Origin of the sequence: Corynebacterium capitovis DSM 44611 (assembly GCF_030440535.1) — a bacterium.
In the GTDB taxonomy this organism is placed as follows: domain Bacteria; phylum Actinomycetota; class Actinomycetes; order Mycobacteriales; family Mycobacteriaceae; genus Corynebacterium; species Corynebacterium capitovis.
In genome coordinates this window covers 227,290-246,136 of the sequence record NZ_CP047117.1, presented here as the reverse complement: position 1 = coordinate 246,136, position 18,847 = coordinate 227,290, and the positions used below count along the sequence as shown (strand labels likewise).

At 64.7% G+C, this 18,847-nt stretch carries 17 protein-coding genes and 4 tRNA genes; 1 reads left to right on the top strand and 20 read right to left on the bottom strand.

Going from position 1 to position 18,847, the window contains the following annotated elements; all coding sequences use genetic code 11:
• Positions 1-76: 76 nt before the first annotated feature.
• From CAPI_RS01265 to CAPI_RS01195, 15 genes are all read right to left on the bottom strand, one after another.
• Complete coding sequence (locus CAPI_RS01265; RefSeq protein ID WP_018017456.1) at positions 77-2,575, bottom strand: choice-of-anchor M domain-containing protein; 2,499 nt, start codon at positions 2,573-2,575, stop codon at positions 77-79.
• On the bottom strand, positions 2,576-3,478 hold the full coding sequence (locus CAPI_RS01260) for an anchored repeat-type ABC transporter permease subunit (protein ID WP_018017455.1): 903 nt from the start codon (positions 3,476-3,478) through the stop codon (positions 2,576-2,578).
• Positions 3,471-4,238 (bottom strand): anchored repeat-type ABC transporter ATP-binding subunit, encoded by a 768-nt coding sequence (locus tag CAPI_RS01255; protein ID WP_018017454.1) that lies wholly within the window; start codon positions 4,236-4,238, stop codon positions 3,471-3,473. The genes CAPI_RS01260 and CAPI_RS01255 overlap by 8 nt, the downstream gene beginning before the upstream one ends.
• Complete coding sequence (locus CAPI_RS01250; protein ID WP_018017453.1) at positions 4,235-5,125, bottom strand: choice-of-anchor M domain-containing protein; 891 nt, start codon at positions 5,123-5,125, stop codon at positions 4,235-4,237. Before CAPI_RS01250 ends, CAPI_RS01255 begins: the two co-directional genes overlap by 4 nt.
• A gap of 58 nt (positions 5,126-5,183) precedes the next feature.
• The gene (locus CAPI_RS01245; RefSeq protein ID WP_018017452.1) at positions 5,184-6,713 is read right to left on the bottom strand and encodes an anchored repeat ABC transporter, substrate-binding protein; all 1,530 of its coding nucleotides are present in this window, start codon (positions 6,711-6,713) and stop codon (positions 5,184-5,186) included.
• Positions 6,714-6,751: 38 nt separating this feature from the next.
• On the bottom strand, positions 6,752-8,347 hold the full coding sequence (locus CAPI_RS01240; protein ID WP_018017451.1) for a TIGR03773 family transporter-associated surface protein: 1,596 nt from the start codon (positions 8,345-8,347) through the stop codon (positions 6,752-6,754).
• A 136-nt stretch (positions 8,348-8,483) separates the two neighbouring features.
• Positions 8,484-9,194 (bottom strand): 50S ribosomal protein L1, encoded by a 711-nt coding sequence (gene rplA / locus CAPI_RS01235; protein WP_018017450.1) that lies wholly within the window; start codon positions 9,192-9,194, stop codon positions 8,484-8,486.
• 75 nt (positions 9,195-9,269) lie between these two features.
• Positions 9,270-9,698 carry a 50S ribosomal protein L11 gene (rplK, locus tag CAPI_RS01230; RefSeq protein ID WP_018017449.1) on the bottom strand — a complete coding sequence of 143 codons (429 nt, stop codon included), beginning with the start codon at positions 9,696-9,698 and terminating at the stop codon, positions 9,270-9,272.
• A gap of 162 nt (positions 9,699-9,860) precedes the next feature.
• Positions 9,861-10,724: a transcription termination/antitermination protein NusG gene (nusG, locus tag CAPI_RS01225; RefSeq protein WP_018017448.1), complete on the bottom strand. Its 864-nt coding sequence runs from the start codon at positions 10,722-10,724 to the stop codon at positions 9,861-9,863.
• Between the two features lie 108 nt (positions 10,725-10,832).
• Entirely contained in the window at positions 10,833-11,165 is a 333-nt protein-coding gene (secE, locus tag CAPI_RS01220; RefSeq protein WP_018017447.1) for a preprotein translocase subunit SecE, read from the bottom strand.
• A gap of 23 nt (positions 11,166-11,188) precedes the next feature.
• A tRNA-Trp gene (locus CAPI_RS01215) sits at positions 11,189-11,264 on the bottom strand.
• Positions 11,265-11,328: 64 nt separating this feature from the next.
• Positions 11,329-11,400 (bottom strand) — tRNA-Met (locus tag CAPI_RS01210).
• 31 nt (positions 11,401-11,431) lie between these two features.
• A tRNA-Thr gene (locus tag CAPI_RS01205) sits at positions 11,432-11,504 on the bottom strand.
• Positions 11,505-11,707: 203 nt separating this feature from the next.
• Positions 11,708-11,789 (bottom strand) — tRNA-Tyr (locus tag CAPI_RS01200).
• Positions 11,790-11,860: 71 nt separating this feature from the next.
• Positions 11,861-12,877: a polyprenyl synthetase family protein gene (locus CAPI_RS01195; RefSeq protein WP_018017446.1), complete on the bottom strand. Its 1,017-nt coding sequence runs from the start codon at positions 12,875-12,877 to the stop codon at positions 11,861-11,863.
• A 158-nt stretch (positions 12,878-13,035) separates the two neighbouring features.
• On the opposite strand from CAPI_RS01195, the gene CAPI_RS01190 reads away from it, so the two are divergent.
• Positions 13,036-14,253 (top strand): geranylgeranyl reductase family protein, encoded by a 1,218-nt coding sequence (locus CAPI_RS01190; protein WP_156806871.1) that lies wholly within the window; start codon positions 13,036-13,038, stop codon positions 14,251-14,253.
• A 7-nt stretch (positions 14,254-14,260) separates the two neighbouring features.
• On the opposite strand, the gene CAPI_RS01185 is transcribed toward CAPI_RS01190, so the two are convergent.
• The 5 genes from CAPI_RS01185 to CAPI_RS01165 all read right to left on the bottom strand — a co-directional run bounded on the left by CAPI_RS01185 (position 14,261) and on the right by CAPI_RS01165 (position 18,768).
• A complete protein-coding gene (locus CAPI_RS01185; RefSeq protein ID WP_018017444.1) occupies positions 14,261-14,947 on the bottom strand; it encodes a demethylmenaquinone methyltransferase in 687 nt (228 codons plus the stop codon).
• A 25-nt stretch (positions 14,948-14,972) separates the two neighbouring features.
• A complete protein-coding gene (locus CAPI_RS01180) occupies positions 14,973-16,172 on the bottom strand; it encodes a glycosyltransferase family 4 protein (protein WP_018017443.1) in 1,200 nt (399 codons plus the stop codon).
• Positions 16,173-16,240: 68 nt separating this feature from the next.
• Complete coding sequence (locus CAPI_RS01175) at positions 16,241-16,660, bottom strand: DUF3592 domain-containing protein (protein WP_018017442.1); 420 nt, start codon at positions 16,658-16,660, stop codon at positions 16,241-16,243.
• On the bottom strand, positions 16,657-18,258 hold the full coding sequence (gene menD, locus CAPI_RS01170) for a 2-succinyl-5-enolpyruvyl-6-hydroxy-3-cyclohexene-1-carboxylic-acid synthase (RefSeq protein WP_018017441.1): 1,602 nt from the start codon (positions 18,256-18,258) through the stop codon (positions 16,657-16,659). Before menD ends, CAPI_RS01175 begins: the two co-directional genes overlap by 4 nt.
• A complete protein-coding gene (locus CAPI_RS01165) occupies positions 18,259-18,768 on the bottom strand; it encodes a hypothetical protein (protein WP_018017440.1) in 510 nt (169 codons plus the stop codon). It lies immediately after the preceding gene.
• Between the last annotated feature and the right edge of the window lie 79 nt (positions 18,769-18,847).

Here is an 18,847-nt window from a genome sequence, read left to right as displayed (position 1 = left end):
AGACGAGCGGCCGACGGTCTTCGGTGAAACTTGAGCTCGGGGGAATCCTCCCCCGTTCAAACTTCGTTGCCTAAGCCTACACGGACTCTCCTTTTCCCCCAAATGGCCCCGCTCCGCGCACCTCTTTCAGCGCGCGCCACGCCGCCGCGAAGAGCACCGCACCGCCGATGAGCGCCATCGCGCCCACACCGAACGCGAGGCCAGCCCAGAAACCACCCGCAGTCATGGCATTGCTTTTCGACGCCGCGTCCTTGCCCTGCGCATATTCGCCCGGGTGCGTGCTGTCGATGGAGGAGACGATTTCCCCTGTGCCACCAGAACCCATGTCGGTGGTAGATTCCGCGCCGTCCGCGTCCGGAATGGCATCGCCCTCGCCGACGCTGCCATCGCTACCCGCTGCTGGCTGCGCCGCCTGTTGCGCCGCCTGGTGCACTGCCGGTTGTGCCGGTTGCGCTGCCTGGGTTGCCGCCGCTTGCGCCACGCTCTTGTGCGTTCCAGTTGAACGCGAAGCAACGGCCGCGGAATTGGGTGCCGTCGTTGCCAGAACTGTCGAGCCGCCCGTAGCCGTCGTACTCGCCCCCGCCTGCGTCGACCGGGCGGGTTGTGGCACGCGCGATACGCTGGCCGCGGCACTCGTGCCCGTCGACGCACCCTGCGACGCACCTGCTTCCTTGCCGTCCTGGCGCACTAGCTTCAGAAGTTTCTCCGTTTCCTTATCCAACTTGGTCACCCCAGTGGTGAAGCCCTGGATCGCTTTGGTCAATTCGGTGAAGCGGGATGCTTCGTCGCCTGCGTCACTGTCTGCGCTGGGGAGGTCGCACTGCTCAACGTCGGCAAGCGATGCGTAATTCTCGTTCTTGTGCGCCCTCGCCTCTTCAATCGCTTCCTTGCCGACGGCAAAGGACGCGCGCAGCTGTTTGGTGAACGCAGCTCCGTTCGCGGCCCTGCCCTGATACGTAAAGGTCGCTGTGTAGAGCCCGGGCGCGGTAAACCCGAAAGCTTGGTGGTCGTGGTCGTTCAGACCGTAGGTAAGTGACTTGCTGGGGTCCGCTGAATCAAGCTCCGTCGTCGCCCCTGACAATCCTTCGTGCCAGGTGAAGAGGCGTCCTGGTCCGGTCACGTCACTCATACTGAGGGTCACGTTTGACCCCTTCTTCAAGCTCGTCTCTTTGAGCTCCGTTGTGGAAAAACCGAGCCAGGGCAGACCGGGTTGCTGCGCCTGGGGCAACATCCACAGCTTGTGCGGCTTGCCCGGCAGGGTAGCCCGGAAACCCTCTGGCGGCTCGACGTATGCCGAATCGGACACCTCGAACAGGAAGGTTCCACTCTTTCGAGCAGCTGACGCGCCGGGAACGCTGTCATCATGAAGCACGGCCTGGATCCCGTTGCCCGAGTCCTCCAACGCGAGGTCCATGTGTCCCTCCGAGATGAACGCCTCGGGCTTCGTCGCCAGCGCGGCGGCGGCGTAGCAGCGGGCGGTGTCTTTGGTGTCTTTGGTGTCTTTGGTGTCTTTGGTGTCTTTGGTGTCTTTGGTGTCTTTGGTGTCTTCGGTGTCTTTGGTGTCTTTGGTAGCGGGGGCTGCCGTAGTAGTGGGGGCCGCGGTGGAGGGTGTTGTTGTAGACGGGGTGGCAGATGCCGTGGTCGACGGCGCCGTCGTGGAAGTCGAAGGCGTAGTCCCGTCGACAAAGGTGGTGACCGGCCGCAAACCGGTGGTCGTTCCTGGCTTCAACCCGACGTCTGGGTCGTCGCCGACGAGCCAGTATTGCGTGACCTCATCGGTGGTTTCAACCGTGCCGTCTTTGTGCACCGCGCGGCCTCTCCACGTGATGGCGTAGATCCCCGGCTTAGAGAACGTCCAGTTGAAGTGGCCGTGTGCCCCCACCTTATAGGGAATGGACTGCAGCTTCGGGTCGCGACTATCGAAGTACCTATCGAGCCTGACGGAATTCTTGAAGAAGATCTGCATGTCCCCCGGCCCGTCGAAGTTGACCAGATCAAAGTACATCGTGTCGTTGAGGAAGTCTTTGGGAATCGAGTCATCGCTCGCTTCGTGCGCGGGATCAAAAGCCCCGAGACCCGACCACAAAGGACGCCAGTTATCCCTCCAGTTCACGGTAGCCGGAGCGAGCCACACCGCCTGACCTGGCGTGCCGAGAAAGTCCATGGTCCCGTCATTGGGAATAACGAAGCGGGACACCTCCGTACCGTTGGCGTCCGCATCTCTCGCAAGGCGGAAGCACACGTCCTTTTGGTATGCCACGCTTTGCCCGTCCACCGCCATGACCGCGAGCTTGTCCCCGCGAATTCGCGTTCCGTAGAGGGCGTCGTTGTGAGACTGGTACAGGAGCTTGCGCCCCGCGCACGGGTGGGTGACAGTCGTTCCCTGATCCGTCTTCATCGTCGTGTTTTCAGGGAGCATAAAACCGTTGCCCACGCTCTTCTTCTTGTGGCCCGTTTCGCTGAGCGCTGGGGTGGCAGGCGCGGGCTCATCCGCGTGGGCGATGACGGGAGCAGTGCTGAGGGAAAGCGCAACGGTGAAGATCGCAGCGCCGAGGCGGCGGTTGAACAACCGCACTTAGATCATCTCCTTTTCGGGCGTCTGTTCGGGTTGGGGTCGGAAACGGCGCAGGCTGTCAGGCACGACTCCTTGGCGTGGGGCGAAAAACCAGCTCAAGACGAAGATCCCCGTGACGGCGAGGACGATCGTGGCGCCGGTGGGTGAGGCGTAACCCCACGACAGCCACACGCCAATCACACTGCCGACGGTGGCGCAGGCTGCGGAGAGCGCCATCATCACGCCCAGCTTGTCCGTGAACAGGCGGGCGGTCGCCGCCGGTGTGACCAACAGCGACAGCACGAGGATGTTGCCAATGGTGCGGACCGAGATGACCACAGCTGCGGTGACGGACAGGTAGAGAATCAGGTCGAGAACCCCCACGGGCAGGTTCATCGCGCGGGCGGTTTCTCGGTCCAGCGCCACCGCCGTCAACCACGGACGCAAGGCGACGGTGAGCGCGATGATGAGCGAGCCCACGACCGCGGTAACCCACAGGTCAGTGCGCCCGACGCCCGTCAGCGATCCGAAGAGGAAGGTACTCAGGGAGGCCGTGTACCCGTCCACGCGGGAAATGAACACCAACCCCAGCGCGAAAGCAGCGGCAAAAACAATACCGATGACGGTGTCTTCCTTGATCCGCCTCCGTTGGGACGCGACCGCGATGAGTACCGCGATGAGCGCTCCCGCCACGGCCCCGCCCAGTAGGACCGACCCGTGAAGCGCAAACGCGATAGCCACCCCAGGGAACACACCGTGGGAGACCGCATCTCCGATGAAGGCCATCCCGCGCAGCACGACGAAGCACCCGACCACGGAGCACACCACGGCGGACAGCAGCGCCGCCGCCAGAGCCCGGGGCAGGAACGATAACTGGGGGTTGGCCATGTCCAGGAGGAATTGCAGAAACCCGACCTCAGGCATGGGCCACCTCCGCGCTTGAACGAACCGCCTGCAACCAGTGGGATTCCGGGCCAACGCCGAAGGTTTCCATCCACGGCTGCGGGTTCGTGAGTTGCGCGGGCGCACCGTCGGCCACCACCCCACCTCGAAACAAGACGAGCCGCGTGCAGGTGCCCGCTGCCTCTGCGACGTTGTGCGTGGACATCACGACGGTGATTCCCTGGGCGACGAGGCGCTGAAACAGGCCCAGCAGTTGTTCGGTCGAGGGAATGTCGAGGCCGGTAAATGGTTCGTCGAGAAGCAATACCTGGGGCTGACGAACCAGCGCGCGCGCCACGAGAACCCGCTGGCGCTGACCCCCCGACAGCTCTCCGAGGGGCCGCTGACCCAGCTCCCGAAGCGCCACCTGTTCAAGCGCCTCCGCGGTCGCCCGGTGGTCGGCCACCTGGGTGGGCACCCACCAGGGCCGCAACCCGAGCCGGCCGTTGAGCACCGCGGAATAGACATCGATGGGGAAGTCCCACGCCACGTCGTGACGCTGCGGCACATAACCCACCACGGCGCGCACGGCTCGCCCAGATGCACCCGCTACCGTGACGCGTCCCGAACTGGGCCGAACAAGCCCCAGCATGGCGCGCAACAGGGTTGTTTTCCCCGCCCCGTTCGGACCGATCAGCCCGACAAGCTCACCCGCGGCGAAGCTCAGATCGACTCCGGTGAAGACGGTGCGGCCGGGGTAGGAGACGGTGAGGCGGGAGACGTCGATAAGCGGAGCGCTCACAACTGCCCCCCGGCCTGGCGGCGAACGCGATTGGCGCGCCGCGCCGCGACGACCGCAAGAGCGACAACGACGCCCACAACCCCCGCGGCTACCGCGAGGGCGATGAGCGTCGTAGTGCTCCCCTCGCTCTGAAGCCCCTGGGCTTCATCGCCGCGCCAGGGGCCGCTAAACGACGCCGCCTGCGCCGCACCGACGGTCTCTTGCCCGCCGATGGCCACCTTCACCACTTCCTCGGCGCGGTGCTCCTGGCCCGCGTCGTCGGTCACGACGGCGCGCACGCCGATCAGGTGTACACCCGGCTTGGTAAACACCCAGTTCGCGTGCGTGTGCGTGTTGGCCTCCACCCACATTCGCTGGGTGCCGTCGAGGCGCGAGTTCCACAGTTGCTGGGGCTGCCGGAAGCCGCCGGGCTGCAAGAAGAGGCTGAAATCACCCTCACCCTCGTGGCCCCCGAACTCCATGTTCACCCCGCCCGTCGCGCGCTGCAGCAGCGCGGGCGATTGCGTGTTCCACCCGAGCCACGGAACGCCGTGCACCTCGGTCTGGGGGATGACCCATACACTGTCCCCGCCATGCGCACCCGTGAAGTCGAAATCAGACCCTTCGGGTAACGTCTGCAACGCCTCATCGCCCACCTGGAATACGACGTCGCTGAGGTGGCGCCACACAGGTGGCGTTTGGGAGTCATCGCGTACCAGGAACTCCAACTCGTCGCCTGTAAAGGTGGCGCCTAGGTCGGCGTGCCCCGCGGAAATGACCGCGCTCTCCCCCGCCGGCGCGACGCGTTCGTCGGCAGTCACGGTTTGTTGCAGCGCGGGGTCGCGGTCAGCCTGCGTTTGTGCGACCCCGGGTGCAGGCGCGCACCCGAGCGCAAGCGCCAAACCCATAGCCGCTGTCAATATACTGAGTTTTTTCATTATTGGTCCTTTCCCATTGTTGACGTGCCTAGGCCAGGCACTCGCTTATCGACGCCGCGTTCGCCCGCATCAGCTCCACGTACGTCGTGGCCGGGCCCGTCCCCGGCGGGTCGAGGCTGTCTCCCCGGATCGGGCAGACTCGAATTCCGAGCCGGTGCGCGGTTTGCTGCAAGTCGCTGGACTTCCCAGCCAGCTCCGGTTCGAGGAAAACCGCCGGCACGTGGAGGTTTTCTAATGTCCGGGTCAGCGCGAGGAGGTCACGGGGGCTCGGTTCCACGCTGGGGTTCGGCGTGACGAAACCAGCGATGCGCAATCCGTACGCGGCGCCCAGGTAGGCGTACCCATCGTGGGTGGTCACCAGGTTCCGGCGTTCAGGCGGTATGGAGTCAACCTGCGCGTGCACTTCCGCGTCGAGAGAGTCGAGCTGCTCTCGGTACGACCGCGCGTTAGCGGCGTAGGACCCGGAGTGCGCGGGGTCGACGGCGGCCAGCTCATCGCGCACGACGTTTACCACCGCTTTTATGGCGGACACGTCGTGCCAGAAGTGGGGGTCAAGCTCGCCGTGGACGTGTTTGCCCAACACGGCCTGCGGGAGCAGGTAGGTTTCGTCCCCCGGCGTGCCGAGGAAACGGAACTCCCGCTGGGCCGGAATGGTCTGCAAGGTGGTGGTGGGCACCGCGATGACTGCCTCGCCGGGGTTGTACTCAACGTTGGTGTCGCGGGGCATTCTGCTGCCCTCGGCCGGGCCGTCCCCCCGGAGCGTGAGGCGACCCGATTCCCCGGCCAGGGTTGTGATGTCCACGTGGCCGGTGCCGAGTACCTTCTTGCCCGGTGTGACCGTGGCGGGGTCGGTTCCTACGACAACGGTGAACGTCTCCTCCGACGTGTACACCGCGGAAGGGGCCTTCGCTGACTCGCGGGTCGTCGCCGCAAGCCTCAGGTGGTACACACCAGGTGCCGAAAAGGACCAACTGACGTGGGTGTGCGCGGCGGTTGGCAACGTAATGGAGTCGTCGCTGCCCAGACCGTCCCGGGTGGAAAAAATGACCTCCGGTGTGCCGAAAGTGCCCAGCACGAACGCCGCCGCATCCCCCGGCCCCTCAGCGCCGGTCAGGGCAAGGTCGACCACGGCCGTGCCCGCAGCATCGCCGGGGATATCGCCGTCGACGCGCATCCCGAGCCAGACCGTGTCCAACCCGGCGTCTTCCACCAGCGGAATAGGTGCAAACCCCTCCCGCTGAGCTTCCTCCGACACAGCAACGACGGGCGCACCTGGCCGGGCGGTGGAGGCAATTGTGCTAGTCACCGACTGCGGCTCTAGGAGCAATCCGCTTGTGAACACCGCGTCCGCGTACGCTATGTCGCGCGTGTCGCGCAGGCTCGGTTCGAACGTATGTGGGTCGATCCCCGGGCGCATGAGGCCTGTCACCTCAGCGTTATCACCGGCCACGCGGGACACGACGTCGCGAAGAATGGACGTCGTCGCAACCACACGAGGCTTGGCGTGCTGCTCTCCGCTCGCGGCCGTGCACCCAGTGGTGGCGAGTCCGAGGACCAATGCCAATGAGACGCAGCCGAAGCAGCGTGCCGACCTTCTCACCGCTTCCCGCCCAGCACGAGGCGACGCAGGCGTGAATCGAGCGCGATCATGCCACCCCCGAATCCAATCACCCCGAGGCCGAGCACCGCGAACGGAAGGGTCATCACGGTCGGCCCGGTCTCTGCAAGCTCACCCGTCGCACTACCGGCCTCGGTGGACGCACCTCCGCCCGCCGAGCCTTCGGCGCCTGCGCTGGAACAAGAACCCGCGGCATCATACGTTGCCCCGAAGTCGAAGTGGCCGTCATCGGCATTGCCCTTACCCCCGACATTGAACGTCAGGGTCGCACTTCCGCTTAGCTTCTCACCGCTTTTCGACGTCGCGCTCTGCCGGACCGTCAATTTGTACGTTCCCGCTTTATCGAAAACCCACGACGGGTGCACGTGGGAGTTTGCCGGGATAGTGTGGCTGCCTTGTGCCTTCCCTCCGGAGGCGCGGAACCACTCCTCCCCCACGATCTGCCCCAGGCCGCCTTGGGTGAACACGAACATGGAACCCGGCCCCTCGAAACTCGTGATGTCCCAGGTCACGTCGCCCGTCGTCTGCTGCAACAGGCTTTCATGTTGCGTGTTGGCGCCAAGCCACGGCACGCCCGATTGTTGGGTGGAGCCAATCATCCAGGCCTCGCCTGCAGCGATCGGCCCAACTGCGGAGGGCAGCTGGGTCCGCGCCGCGTCACCGAGCCCGAAGACAAGAGTCGCGGGGTCTTTCCACTCTGCTGGCACGGAGCGGTCGTCCTTCACCTTGGGAACGATGCCCGGGGAGCACGTGCCCGCCGCCTGGGGTGCCTTCGCCGGCTGAGGGTGGGGGGCGGTAGCTTTATCACCAGTAGAGGTACTGGCTGCACCCCCGGTTGTTGTTGCTGCCGCTCTCGGGCGGGCCCCGCCATCCTCGTTAGAGTACGTCGCCACGTTCTGGGAGGCACTGCCCCCTTCCCCCACGACCCACGTGTAGGTGGCGGTGTTCGAGGTCGCGCCGCTCGCGGTTGCGTTCACACGCATGGTGTATTGGCCGGGCTGGGTGAACAACCAATTGGCGTGGACATGGGACGGGTTTTCCTGGCGGATCACTGACCCGGTAGACAGTTGCATGGAGTCGCCGGCCAGCACGGGCCCGATGGTGCCCAAGCCTTGAGCCTGGAAGAGGTACACTTGGCCGGGGCCGTCGACTGATTCGAAGTTGATGTCTACGCTGCTGAACCCGCCGGCGCGGACGTCGTTGGTGTCCCACCCGGGCCAAATCAACCCCGCCTTCTGAGTTTGCGGCAGCAAGTAGCCGGCCACACCGATGCTCGGCACCGACTCCGTCTCGGTGGTATAGGCCTCCGGGGCCACGTGCAGCTCGACGTCTTCGGGAGCGTGGCGCACGTGGGAACCGGTAACGTCTTCTTTGAGGTCGAGGGTGAGCGAGCCCCCGTCGCCGCTGACGTTGAAGGCGTCGATGTGGCCCTCGGTGAGAACAGTGGCCGTGGCCTGCGCCGCTGGCGCGGCGAGGCACATGCTGGCCCAGAGCGACATCAGTACTGACGTGAGCACTGACGTAGCCACTGAGACGTGGCGCGGCGCCCCAGGGTGGGCGACGGTGCATACCATATCCGGTTTTCTCCTTCATTCGACGAACGAGAAAAATACTATTGAAAACAGTTGTCATTTTCATAACCGGGGCGGGCAGGCACCCCCATGAGGGCATGAAAAAAACCCCGCCGAAGCGGGGTAATTTCGACAAGCGTTACGCCTTCGTGGCGTAACCCTTCTGCACGGAGGGATCAATCTGAATGCCCGGGCCCTGGGTGGAAGACACGGAGATCTTCTTCAGGTACACGCCCTTGGCCGACGACGGCTTGAGCCGGACGACTTCGTCGAGAAGCGCACCGTAGTTCTCGGCCAGCTGCTCGGCGGTGAAGGAGGCCTTGCCGATCACGGCGTGCAGGTTGGCAGCCTTGTCCACACGGAACGAGATCTTGCCGCCCTTCACGTCCTGAATCGCCTTGGCAACGTCCGGGGTGACCGTACCAGTCTTGGGGTTCGGCATGAGACCACGCGGGCCCAGCACGCGGGCCACGCGGCCGACCTTGGCCATCTGGTCCGGGGTGGCGATGGCGACGTCGAAGTCGAGCTGACCGTTGTTGATCTGCTCGATCAAAACGTCGGTCCCGACGATGTCGGCTCCCGCTTCCTCCGCCTTCGTGGCGTTTTCGCCTTCGGCGAAGACTGCGACGCGGACGGTCTTACCCGTGCCGTTGGGCAGAGAGACGGTTCCGCGCACGAGCTGGTCAGCCTTGCGGGGGTCGACGGAGAGGCGCAGGGCGACGTCGATAGTGGCGTCGTACGTGCCGGAGGAGGTCTCCTTCGCCAGCGCGACGGCGTCGAGCGGGTGGTACAGCGCATCGGCGTCGACCTTGGCCGCCATCTCTAGGTAGCGTTTGGATTTCTTAGCCATGTTGGGTTCCTTTCCTGCATTACAGCGGAGGGAGTGTGGTGCGGGCCTGGCCGGCCCTACCACGCACGAGGGGGGTTACTTGATGACGTCAATGCCCATGGAGCGAGCAGTGCCAGCGATGATGGCAGCACCGGCCTCGATGTCGCGGGCATTGAGGTCGTCCTTCTTCGTCTCGGCAATCTCCTTGCACTGATCCCAGGTCACAGAACCGACCTTCTGGGTGTGCGGAACGCCGGAGCCCTTCTGCAGGCCAGCCGCCTTGAGCAGCAGCTTCGCGGCCGGCGGGGACTTCAGAACGAAGGTGAAGGAGCGGTCTTCGTAGACCGTGATCTCCACCGGGATGATGTTGCCACGCATGGACTCGGTCGCAGCGTTGTACGCCTTGGTGAATTCAACGATGTTGACACCGTGGGCACCCAAGGCGGGGCCCACAGGCGGGGCGGGGTTCGCCATACCGGCTTCGATCTGCAGTTTGATCAGGCCGGTGACCTTCTTCTTTGCCATCGGATTACCTCAATTCCTTGATACAGCGCTGGGCCACGATGCTTAACCCAGAGCTTCCGGATGCCCACCACGTGTAGGCCACCGGGGACGAACGAATAAACGTCGCGTGCACTGTGCACACGCGACGTTTCACCCTACGGGCTCGACAGGCCTAGACGCAAACTAGATGATGCGCTCGATCTGGTCGGCGGTCAGCTCGACGGGGGTCTCTCGGCCAAAGATCGACACGAGGGCTTGAATCTTGCCGGTTTCCGAGTCGATCGAGGAGATCGTCGCGGACACGGAGGCCAGCGCGCCCGAGAGAATGGTCACGGCCTCTCCAACCTTGTAATCGTGGGACAGCTTCGGCGCAGTTGTTTCCTCCGGCATCGCGATGACCGTTTCGCCCTCTTCGTTGGCCACGGCACGGGTGGCCTCCCCATCGGATGGCGCCTCCTTCGGCATCAAGAACTTCGCGACGTCGCGGTGCTTCACTGGGGTCGCGTTGCCCTCGTTGCCCACGAACGACGTCACTCCGGGGGTTTCGCGAACCACAGACCACGCCGCGTCGTTCATGTCCATGCGGACGAGGACGTAGCCCGGCAGCAGCTTGCGCTTCACCAATTTACGCTTGCCGTCTTTGAGCTCGACGGCCTGCTCAATCGGCACGACGACGTCGTAAATGGAGTCCTCCACCTCGAGCGTCTGGATACGCATGTCGAGGTTGGTTTTCACCTTATTCTCGTAGCCCGAGTAGGACTGGATGATGTACCACTCGCCCGGCAGCTTCTTCAGCTCCCGCGTGTACTCACGCAGACGGCGACGGTACTCGCTATCGGCCGGCTCCTCGGCAGCGTCCGTAGCGACTTCGAGGTCGCCGTCTTGAATGGGCTCCTCGACGACCTCTGCGTCATCCCCCGCCCCTGCGGTCACGTCGGCTTTTGCGGTCACGTCGGTATCTTCGGACTCGGTGGCGTCGATAAGCTCGGGGAGCTCGTCAACCTTCGTCTCGGGCGTGAACTCTGGGGTGGTGTCCTCAGCCATCATTTCTCTCCTCGCTTGAGTACCAAGTCAGCCCCAGCCTACGGGGCAATAAATTATCCCGCCCTCCCCTTGCTGGGGCGGCGGGATGATGCTGTACGTCGACCAGTATACCTAGCGGATCAGTGCTTTCTCAACCGCCCAGCCGGCGACCCAGTCCACGCTCCACACGAGGGCGGTGAGGAGGATGAGAAATCCGAACACGATGAGTGTGTAGTTGAGCATTTGGCGGCTCGTCGGCCAGATCACTTTGCGGACTTCAGAAACAACCTCGCCCGGGAACGCCGCAACGCCCCCACCGGGCTTATCGCTCGCAGCTCGCTTCTCGGCGGACCCCGCATCCGTCTCCCCCGCCTTTGCGCTCGAACCCGCCGAGGGTACCGCTGCACCGCGTAACTGGCGCTTACCGGTTGGCCGCTCGGGGTTGTGAGTCTGCGGGTTAGTCACGGTTCTCCTCCAGCTGAAAACTATGGCAGGGGCGACAGGACTCGAACCTGCAACCTACGGTTTTGGAGACCGTTGCGCTACCAATTGCGCCACGCCCCTAGGACACCGACGAAGCGGTGCACCTACCCTACCACGGGCGCTTGCGCACCCTAGCCAAGGTGAGTAGCGATGGAGAGAATTGAACTCTCGACACAGCGATTATGAGTCGCTTGCTCTACCACTGAGCTACACCGCCTCGCGTTTGCCGGAACCCCGACAAACAACAGAGCCCCCTATCAGAATCGAACTGATGACCTTTTCCTTACCATGGAAACGCTCTGCCGACTGAGCTAAGGGGGCACAGCCTCTGTTTTGTGAGCCGCGGCGTGTCCCGCAACCCGCTCCGCTGAAGCCTTGTAGAGATTAACCCGACACTTCTGCCGAACACAAATCCGCAGGAAGCGTCGCATTTTGCACCCCGCCCGTGGCACCTTAAAGCCACGACGAGCCACAACCGCCGAATGCACAAAACCCGCCGCTCCTGACGGAACGACGGGCGTGTGTGCCAGGTAGAAGATTCGAACTTCTGAAGGCAATGCCGGCGGATTTACAGTCCGCTCCCTTTGGCCGCTCGGGCAACCTGGCAGGCACCCTAAGTGCGTTGATAACCATACATCAACGGCCGCGGGAAAAGGCAAATCACCTGGTTAGCGGCCTTAGCCGACGCGCTGGACCGTAAGCTGTGACAGCTGGCGCAGGGCGCGGTTGGCGGGGCAATCAGGGAGCTGATCCAGCTCCCTTTCGACGACTGCCAGGTAGCGGTGGACGTCGCCAATCGCGCGCTGCCTGCCGTCGGTCTCCGCGATGAGGCGCAGCGCGTGCTCGACCTCCTCGTCGCTCGTCAGCGGGCCGGTGAGCAAGCCGCGAAGCTCCTCGCCCACTGGCGAGTCCTCCTCCAGCGCGTAGAGTACCGGCAGGGTAAACACACCCTCGCGCAGATCCGTCCCAGGCACCTTTCCCGACTCGCGAGAGGTGGAAAAGATGTCGATGATGTCGTCGACGATCTGGAACACCATGCCGATTGCGCGGCCGATCTTCTCGCAGCGCTGCGTCGTTTCCTCGTCGGCGCCGGCTAACCGCGCTCCGAAATACGCGGACGAGGCGATGAGCACGCCGGTCTTTTCCCCGATCACGGTGAGGTAGTGCTCCACCCGGTCCCCGCCGCGGGGCCCGACCGTCTCTCGCATCTGTCCCGTGACCAGCTCCGCGAAGGTGTCCGCGAAGTGGCGCACGGTGTCGGTGTCAATTTCACCCATCAACCGCGAGGCGTGGGCGAAGAGGATGTCCCCGGCCAAGATGGCCACCGTGTTGCCCCAGCGTTGATTGGCGGAATCGACGCCCCGTCTCTTGGCAGCCTCGTCCATAACATCGTCGTGGTAAAGGGTGGCTAGATGCACCATCTCGGTGATGGCGGCCGCTTTCACTACGTCCTCGGTACCGGGGTGGGGGCCAAATTCGCTACACAGCAGAGCAACGAGGGGACGGAAGCGCTTCCCCCCCGCCTGGACGAGGTGCGTGACCTTATCCACGATGAAATCCTCCCCCTGCGACAAACGCGCCAGGAGAAGGTCTTCCACCTCGCCCATCCCCTGGGCAACACGGGCGGTTAGGTCGGCGTCACCGAGGTCCGTGCTGAAGTCGGGGGGCGGTGTCGGTGGGGTGCCGGTGGTCATCAGGGACGTCCTTGCAGGTCGGGAAGACTGCCCGCGGGGGAGCAACCGCGCCGCGGGGTGTAAATGTCGCACTTAACCGTAGCCCACCAGCGCGCCTGAGTGCAGCAGTGGGTGAAATGCGCGGCCGGAGTCCTGTGCCACAATGAGCGGCTGTGGGAATAAGCGAGTTTGAGTGCCTCGTCGTTGGCGCGGGGCCGTCCGGAGCAGCGGCGGCGGTAGCGGCCCAAAGGGCCGGGATGAGCACCTTGCTTATCGACGCCCAACCACCGCGCCGCGACAAAACCTGCGGCGATGGACTGACGCCGCGCGCCGTGCATACGCTGCGTCGCCTCGACTTGACGGATGTCCTTCCCCCGTACCGCAACCTGGGCCTCAAGCTCCACGGGTTCGGCGGCGACGTCACCGCCCCGTGGCCCGACGGCACTTTCGGCTCGGAGGGATCCGCTGTACCCCGGGCACAGTTCGATGCCTCGCTCGTTGACCGTGCCCGCACCGCCGGCGCCACGGTGTGGCACGACTGCCCCGCTACCCGGGTCGAGCGCGAGCAGGGGCGGATCTCCTCGGTGGAAACGCCACGGGGGGATATCCGCCCGAAGTGGGTCATCGTCGCCGACGGTGTGCGCTCAACTCTGGGCAAGCAGCTGGGCCGGGTGTGGCACCGCGACCAGGTCTACGGCATCGCGGCCCGCTCCTACTGCGAGTCTCCTGAGTCCAACGAGCCGTGGATGCACTCGCACGTCGAACTGCGCGATGCGAGAGGCGTTTTGCAGCCGGGCTACGGCTGGATCTTCCCCTTAGGTGACGGGACCGTCAACCTTGGATGCGGGGCGTTGTCCACCGACGCTCGGCCCGCCAAAGTAAATACAAAGGCGCTGCTCGCCCAGTACGCAGCGCAGCAACGCGCAAAGTGGGGACTGGGGCCTGAGCGGAATGTCACCAGCGCTCTACTGCCGATGGGAGGCGCCGTGTCCAACGTCGCAGGGCCTAACTGGGCGTTGGTTGGGGACGCCGCTGCGTGCGTCAATCCCCTGAACGGCGAGGGCATCGATTACGGGCTGGAAACCGCCGTCAGGGCCGTCGACCTGCTTCGCGAGGGCCACGATCTCACCCTTGCCTGGCCACATGAGCTGCGTCGCACCTACGGCGAGGCGTTCACCTTGGCCCGTGCCGCGGCGCGCCTGCTCACCTACCCGCGCTTTCTGCCGGCCGTCGGGCCGCTGGGAATGCGCGGGGCGGGGGCGCGGTTCCTCATGCCCGCAGCCGCACGGCTCATGGGCAACCTCGTCACCCCGGAGGACACCGATCTCATCGCCCGCGCCTGGCGCGCGGCCGGACGGGCCGTTCCCACGGGCCGCGCACTGTGGGACCCGTCCTAAAACCGGCCTAGGGCTTTAGCGCTGAATGCAGCGCGACGACGCCCAGCGCCAGGTCCTGCCACCCCGCGTCAGTCCAGCCGTTGCGGTTAATCGCCGCGGCGAGCTCCTCTTGGCGTGGCCACGCGCGGATCGACTCCGCTAGGTATTCGTAGGCATCCGGGTTCGAGGAGAACACCCGGGCGAGCAGGGGCAGCGCGCGGGGGAGGTATTCCTTGTAGACGGTAGCCACAACCGGCACGACCGGTGTGGAGAACTCGTTGACCACGAGGCGCCCGCCGGGCTTGGTCACGCGTGCCATCTCGCGCAGCCCCGCCTCAAAGTCGTGCACGTTGCGCAGACCGTAGGAAATGGTGACTGCGTCGAAAGACTCGTCTGCAAAAGGAAGGTGCATGGCATCGCCTACCACCTTCGGCACGTCGCGGTCCTTTCCTGCCGCCAGCATCCCCTGCGAGAAATCGCATGCGACAACCCACGCCCCAGACTTCGCTAACTCAACCGTCGACACCGCGGTTCCAGCGGCGAGGTCGAGAACCTTCTCGCCTGGCTTCAAAGCCAAACGCTCTCGCGTGCGTCGACGCCAGTACCTGTCCAGCCCAAACGACAAAACTGTGTTAGTCAGATCGTAGTTGCGGCCGACGTCGTCGAACATGCCCGCAACGTCAAAAGGGTCCTTTTCCAGGTCTGCCTTCGCCATGAGCAGCGAGTCTACCGCTGCCTTCTTAGGCGCTACGCGAGCGGCGGGGCTTGCGCACCCACCGGGGTAGGACCATCTCCCGGCCAAAGAGGTTGACGTGGGAGCGCCTGTACCCGGTTACCGCCTGCTCGTAATAACCCATCAGCTGATCCCCCAGCGCGTGCCACGTCTTGTTCTCCACAGCTGCCCGCGCCTGTTCGCGCAGCTGTGGGTGGCGCGACCCATCCAGGAGCGTGTCCACTGCGCTGGGCAAATCCGTGGTGAACGAGGAGACGTCGAGAAGTAGACCGTTCACTCCCTCAGTGATGAGGTCAACGGGGCCACCCGCCCGCGGTCCGATTGTGGGCACGCCGCTGGCTTGGGCCTCTTGGATCGCCTGACAGAAGGTCTCGAACTCTCCGGTGTGGACGAAGAGGTCGAGGCTGGCGTAAGCACGCGCAAGTTCCTCGCCGGACAATGCACCCGTAAACACTGCGGAAGGAAGCACGCGTTGAAGAGCTTTGCGCTCTGGTCCGTCACCGACGATGACAAGCTGAATGGAAGGGTCGCCCACCAGCGAAGCGAGACGGTGCACGCCTTTTTCTGCGGCGAGGCGCCCGATGAAGCCAACGATCTTCTTGCGGCCTGAGGGATCCCACTGACGGCGCAGGAGCTCAGAGCGCTTCCCTGGGTTGAACAGGGTCGTATCTACGCCACGGCCCCAGTGATGCACGTCCCGGATGCCGTGGGACTCCAACTCGCGGATCGCCTCAGACGACGGCGCCAGCGTCAACTCGCATCGATTGTGGATGTTGCGGGTCCACTCCCACGCCATGGAGGACAGCAGCGAGAGCTGGTATTGGGTAGCGAAGCCCGCCACGTCCGTTTGGTAGATCGCCACCGCCGGCACCCGGGCCTGCATCGCGGCGAACGCGCCGGCACCCCCGAGGACGAACGGGCTGGCAAGGTGGACGACATCCGGACGGAACGTGTTTAAGCTGCGCAAAACCGACGTGGTGGGCACGCCGATCGGGAGTGAGTCCACCAGCGGGATCATGACGGTGGGGACGCGGACGATCTCAAAACCCAGGTAGTCAGGAACCTCTTCTTGGTAGTCCCGCGCCCCGGGGGCAACGACGATCGCGTCGTGCCCTTCCTCCCGTAGGTACTCCAGCACGCGCAAGACGGAGTTGGTTACCCCATTGATGTTGGGAAGAAACGATTCTGCGACGATCGCGACACGCATGGCTTCGACCTTTCCATACCCACCCAAAAGTATCATTCACGCCGAGGAAAGTTCGAGTGAACTTCTTATTACGCCACGGTAACTTTATCTACTGCCCAGCGCCTGATGGCGAACCACGCCGCCGCGGCCACAGCGGTGGACACCGCCGCGACGGACAACGCCGGCCCGACGGCCAGCCACCAGCTGCGCCCCTCCACCTTGACTAACTCCGGGTCTGACTTCGCGTACGTCACCCACACGCGCTGGCCCTCACCCAGGCCCGTCGGGTAGAGCAGCCCGCTTCCGGGCGAGTGAAAGAGCCCGTCCTCATCTTGGTAGTCCGCGTCGGTGCGCAACCACGTTGTGCCGGTCACCGTGGCCAGACCCCGCCCTGGGTCGGCGTGAATGCGCGCGTCGTTGATCGCGGGCCCCGCGACCATGGCAACCACTGCAAGCATCGCGCAGGCGTAGAGAGCTAGCACTAGCTGCAGGAGCCGACGGCGAATCACCGGCGCAACCTTTCTCCCAGGGCGCGGCGCGTTGCGCGCGTGGTCACGGCTTCGATCACGGTGAGGGGCCCGGAGGCGTCGTCAAGCAGGGCAAGGAGCTCGGGCACGGTTTCGGCGCGGCGGTATTGCGCACCGTACGCCTGAGCCAGCTTCTCGACGCTCACCCCGTGCGGGGTCCCAAACGCCCTCTCGAACCCTCCCCGCAGCGAGGGCGCGCCCACCTCAAGTGTCTCGAAAATCCCGCCCCCATCGTCGTTCGCCACGACGATGGTGAGGTTGCTCGGCCGCTGCTCGTCAGGCCCGATGAGCAGGCCGTTGACGTCGTGGAGGAACGTGAGATCACCCAGCAACGCCACCGTGCGCGGTGCGCTGAGCTCCTCGGGGTGCAACTCTTGCGTGGCAAGGGCCACGCCCACCGCCTGCGACACCGTACCGTCGATGCCAGCTGCACCGCGCGCGCTGAACGTACTCACACCGTCGAACGGGAGGCCGACGAAGCTGGCGTCGCGCACCGGGTTTGACGACCCGAGCACGAGGGTATCCCCCACCGCCAGGGTGTCGGCCACGGCTGCCGCGACGTGCAAACCGGTGAAACCGAACTCCTCTTCCGCCAGCGCGTCGCGGACGGTGTCCGCGGCGACCTCGCCGGCGGCCTCGCAGATCTTCAACCACCTGTCCGTCGGTTGCCCCGTCACGTTGACGCGGGAGCCACGTCGCGCGGGCTGCCCCGTGAAGATCTCGCTTCTGCTCAACCCGATGACCTCGATGTCCGGATCCGCAAGCAGGGCCATGACCTCGCGGTGCAGCGTGGGGTGGCCCACCACCACCACCTGCTCCGGTTTCGTTGAGGCCGCGAAATCACCACCGTCGTGACTGATGGAAACCTCGGACTGCGCGAAGAACCGCGCCGCCAGTGGGTGGACTTGATGGAAGGGTGTAGGTGCGGTCGGCTCGGCGATCGTGGGGACGTATTCCAGACCGGGTACATCCCAGGCCTCGTCACCGGCGATGACAAGGGTGTCTTTAGTGATATCCAGATCCACCACACCGTGATCGAGCTGTCCCACCTGGCGGCCCAACTGCCCAGGCCCCACCCGCCTAGCGCGCCCCGTCTTCACTGGGAGTTCTGGTGGCACGAGCGGGACATCCAGGGCTACGTTGATGTGGACATGGTCTGCGTCAAAACTCACCGAATCTTCGACGGACGCCACTTGTTGCGTGTGCGCGTACCTCCCGAAGATTCCCTGTTGCCAGATAGTCTGCGACGCACCCGTTCCCACGAGACGCTCGGGCCGGTCCGCGCTGACCACCGCTAGCGGCGTGTGCGACATGTACGCCTCCACCATCGCGGGCAGAGCGTTTGCCACCGCAGTTCCCGAGGTCATCACCACGGCCACGTGCTTGCGCTGCACTCTGGCCATGCCCAGGGCGGTGAAAGCCGCAGAACGCTCGTCGATACGCACATGCACCCTGATATCCCCCCGCGCCAACAGGGCGTAGGCCAGCGGCGCGTTGCGCGATCCGGGGCTGAGGACCACGTCCGTCACATGCTTCGCGAGCGCTTCTGCGACGTGCGCCGCGAGATCCGGTGCCCCCATCTACTGCTGCCCCTGCAGGAGGCTGTTCGCACCGTTGACCAGGTCGTCGAGCAATGACCCAGCGTTGTCCCGCACCTCCGGAGGGATCTGCGTGGGCAACTCCGACGGCAGCACCGTGGGCAATTGAGAGGCGGTGCTGTCACCTCCCAACAGCCCCGTGCGGCGCGTTGTCGTCGTGTTCTGTGTCGTGGTCTGTGTCGTGGTCTGAGTCTGGGTCACCGTGACCGTTTCTGGCACGCGTTGTGCCTCGCTTGCTGCGCCGCGCCAGAGGAACATAAAGACTATTGCGGTCAGTGCAGCCAAGGCCGCGACGACACCGAGCGCCACGGCCGCGGTGGTGGAGCGCTGCCGTGGCTGCGCGTACACAGGTTCTTGGTAGTAGCTCGCCTCCGACACCTGCTGCTGCGCGGGGTCCGGGAAGTACTGCCTGGGCCTCTCCGGCCGCGGCGGCTGGTTCGACGCCTGCGGCTCCCGCCGAAACTGGCGGGTTTCGTCGTCGTTGGGGTTCATAGGGACAGGGTAGCGCGTGCGAATCCCTGAACCCGCACCCGGAAATCAGACTCGGGGCCACAACGCGACCTGAAACTAC

What these genes read in the sequence shown, in the direction of transcription:
- CAPI_RS01185 (WP_018017444.1), bottom strand. Translation starts at nt 14,947, where the DNA reads ATGGCGAAGGCAGACCTGGAAAAGGACCCTTTTGACGTTGCGGGCATG.
- nusG (WP_018017448.1), bottom strand. Translation starts at nt 10,724, where the DNA reads ATGATGGCTGAGGACACCACCCCAGAGTTCACGCCCGAGACGAAGGTT.
- menD (WP_018017441.1), bottom strand. Translation starts at nt 18,258, where the DNA reads ATGGGGGCACCGGATCTCGCGGCGCACGTCGCAGAAGCGCTCGCGAAG.
- CAPI_RS01195 (WP_018017446.1), bottom strand. Translation starts at nt 12,877, where the DNA reads ATGACCACCGGCACCCCACCGACACCGCCCCCCGACTTCAGCACGGAC.
- CAPI_RS01240 (WP_018017451.1), bottom strand. Translation starts at nt 8,347, where the DNA reads ATGGTATGCACCGTCGCCCACCCTGGGGCGCCGCGCCACGTCTCAGTG.
- rplK (WP_018017449.1), bottom strand. Translation starts at nt 9,698, where the DNA reads ATGGCAAAGAAGAAGGTCACCGGCCTGATCAAACTGCAGATCGAAGCC.
- rplA (WP_018017450.1), bottom strand. Translation starts at nt 9,194, where the DNA reads ATGGCTAAGAAATCCAAACGCTACCTAGAGATGGCGGCCAAGGTCGAC.
- CAPI_RS01165 (WP_018017440.1), bottom strand. Translation starts at nt 18,768, where the DNA reads ATGAACCCCAACGACGACGAAACCCGCCAGTTTCGGCGGGAGCCGCAG.
- CAPI_RS01260 (WP_018017455.1), bottom strand. Translation starts at nt 3,478, where the DNA reads ATGCCTGAGGTCGGGTTTCTGCAATTCCTCCTGGACATGGCCAACCCC.
- CAPI_RS01250 (WP_018017453.1), bottom strand. Translation starts at nt 5,125, where the DNA reads ATGGGTTTGGCGCTTGCGCTCGGGTGCGCGCCTGCACCCGGGGTCGCA.
- CAPI_RS01180 (WP_018017443.1), bottom strand. Translation starts at nt 16,172, where the DNA reads ATGCGTGTCGCGATCGTCGCAGAATCGTTTCTTCCCAACATCAATGGG.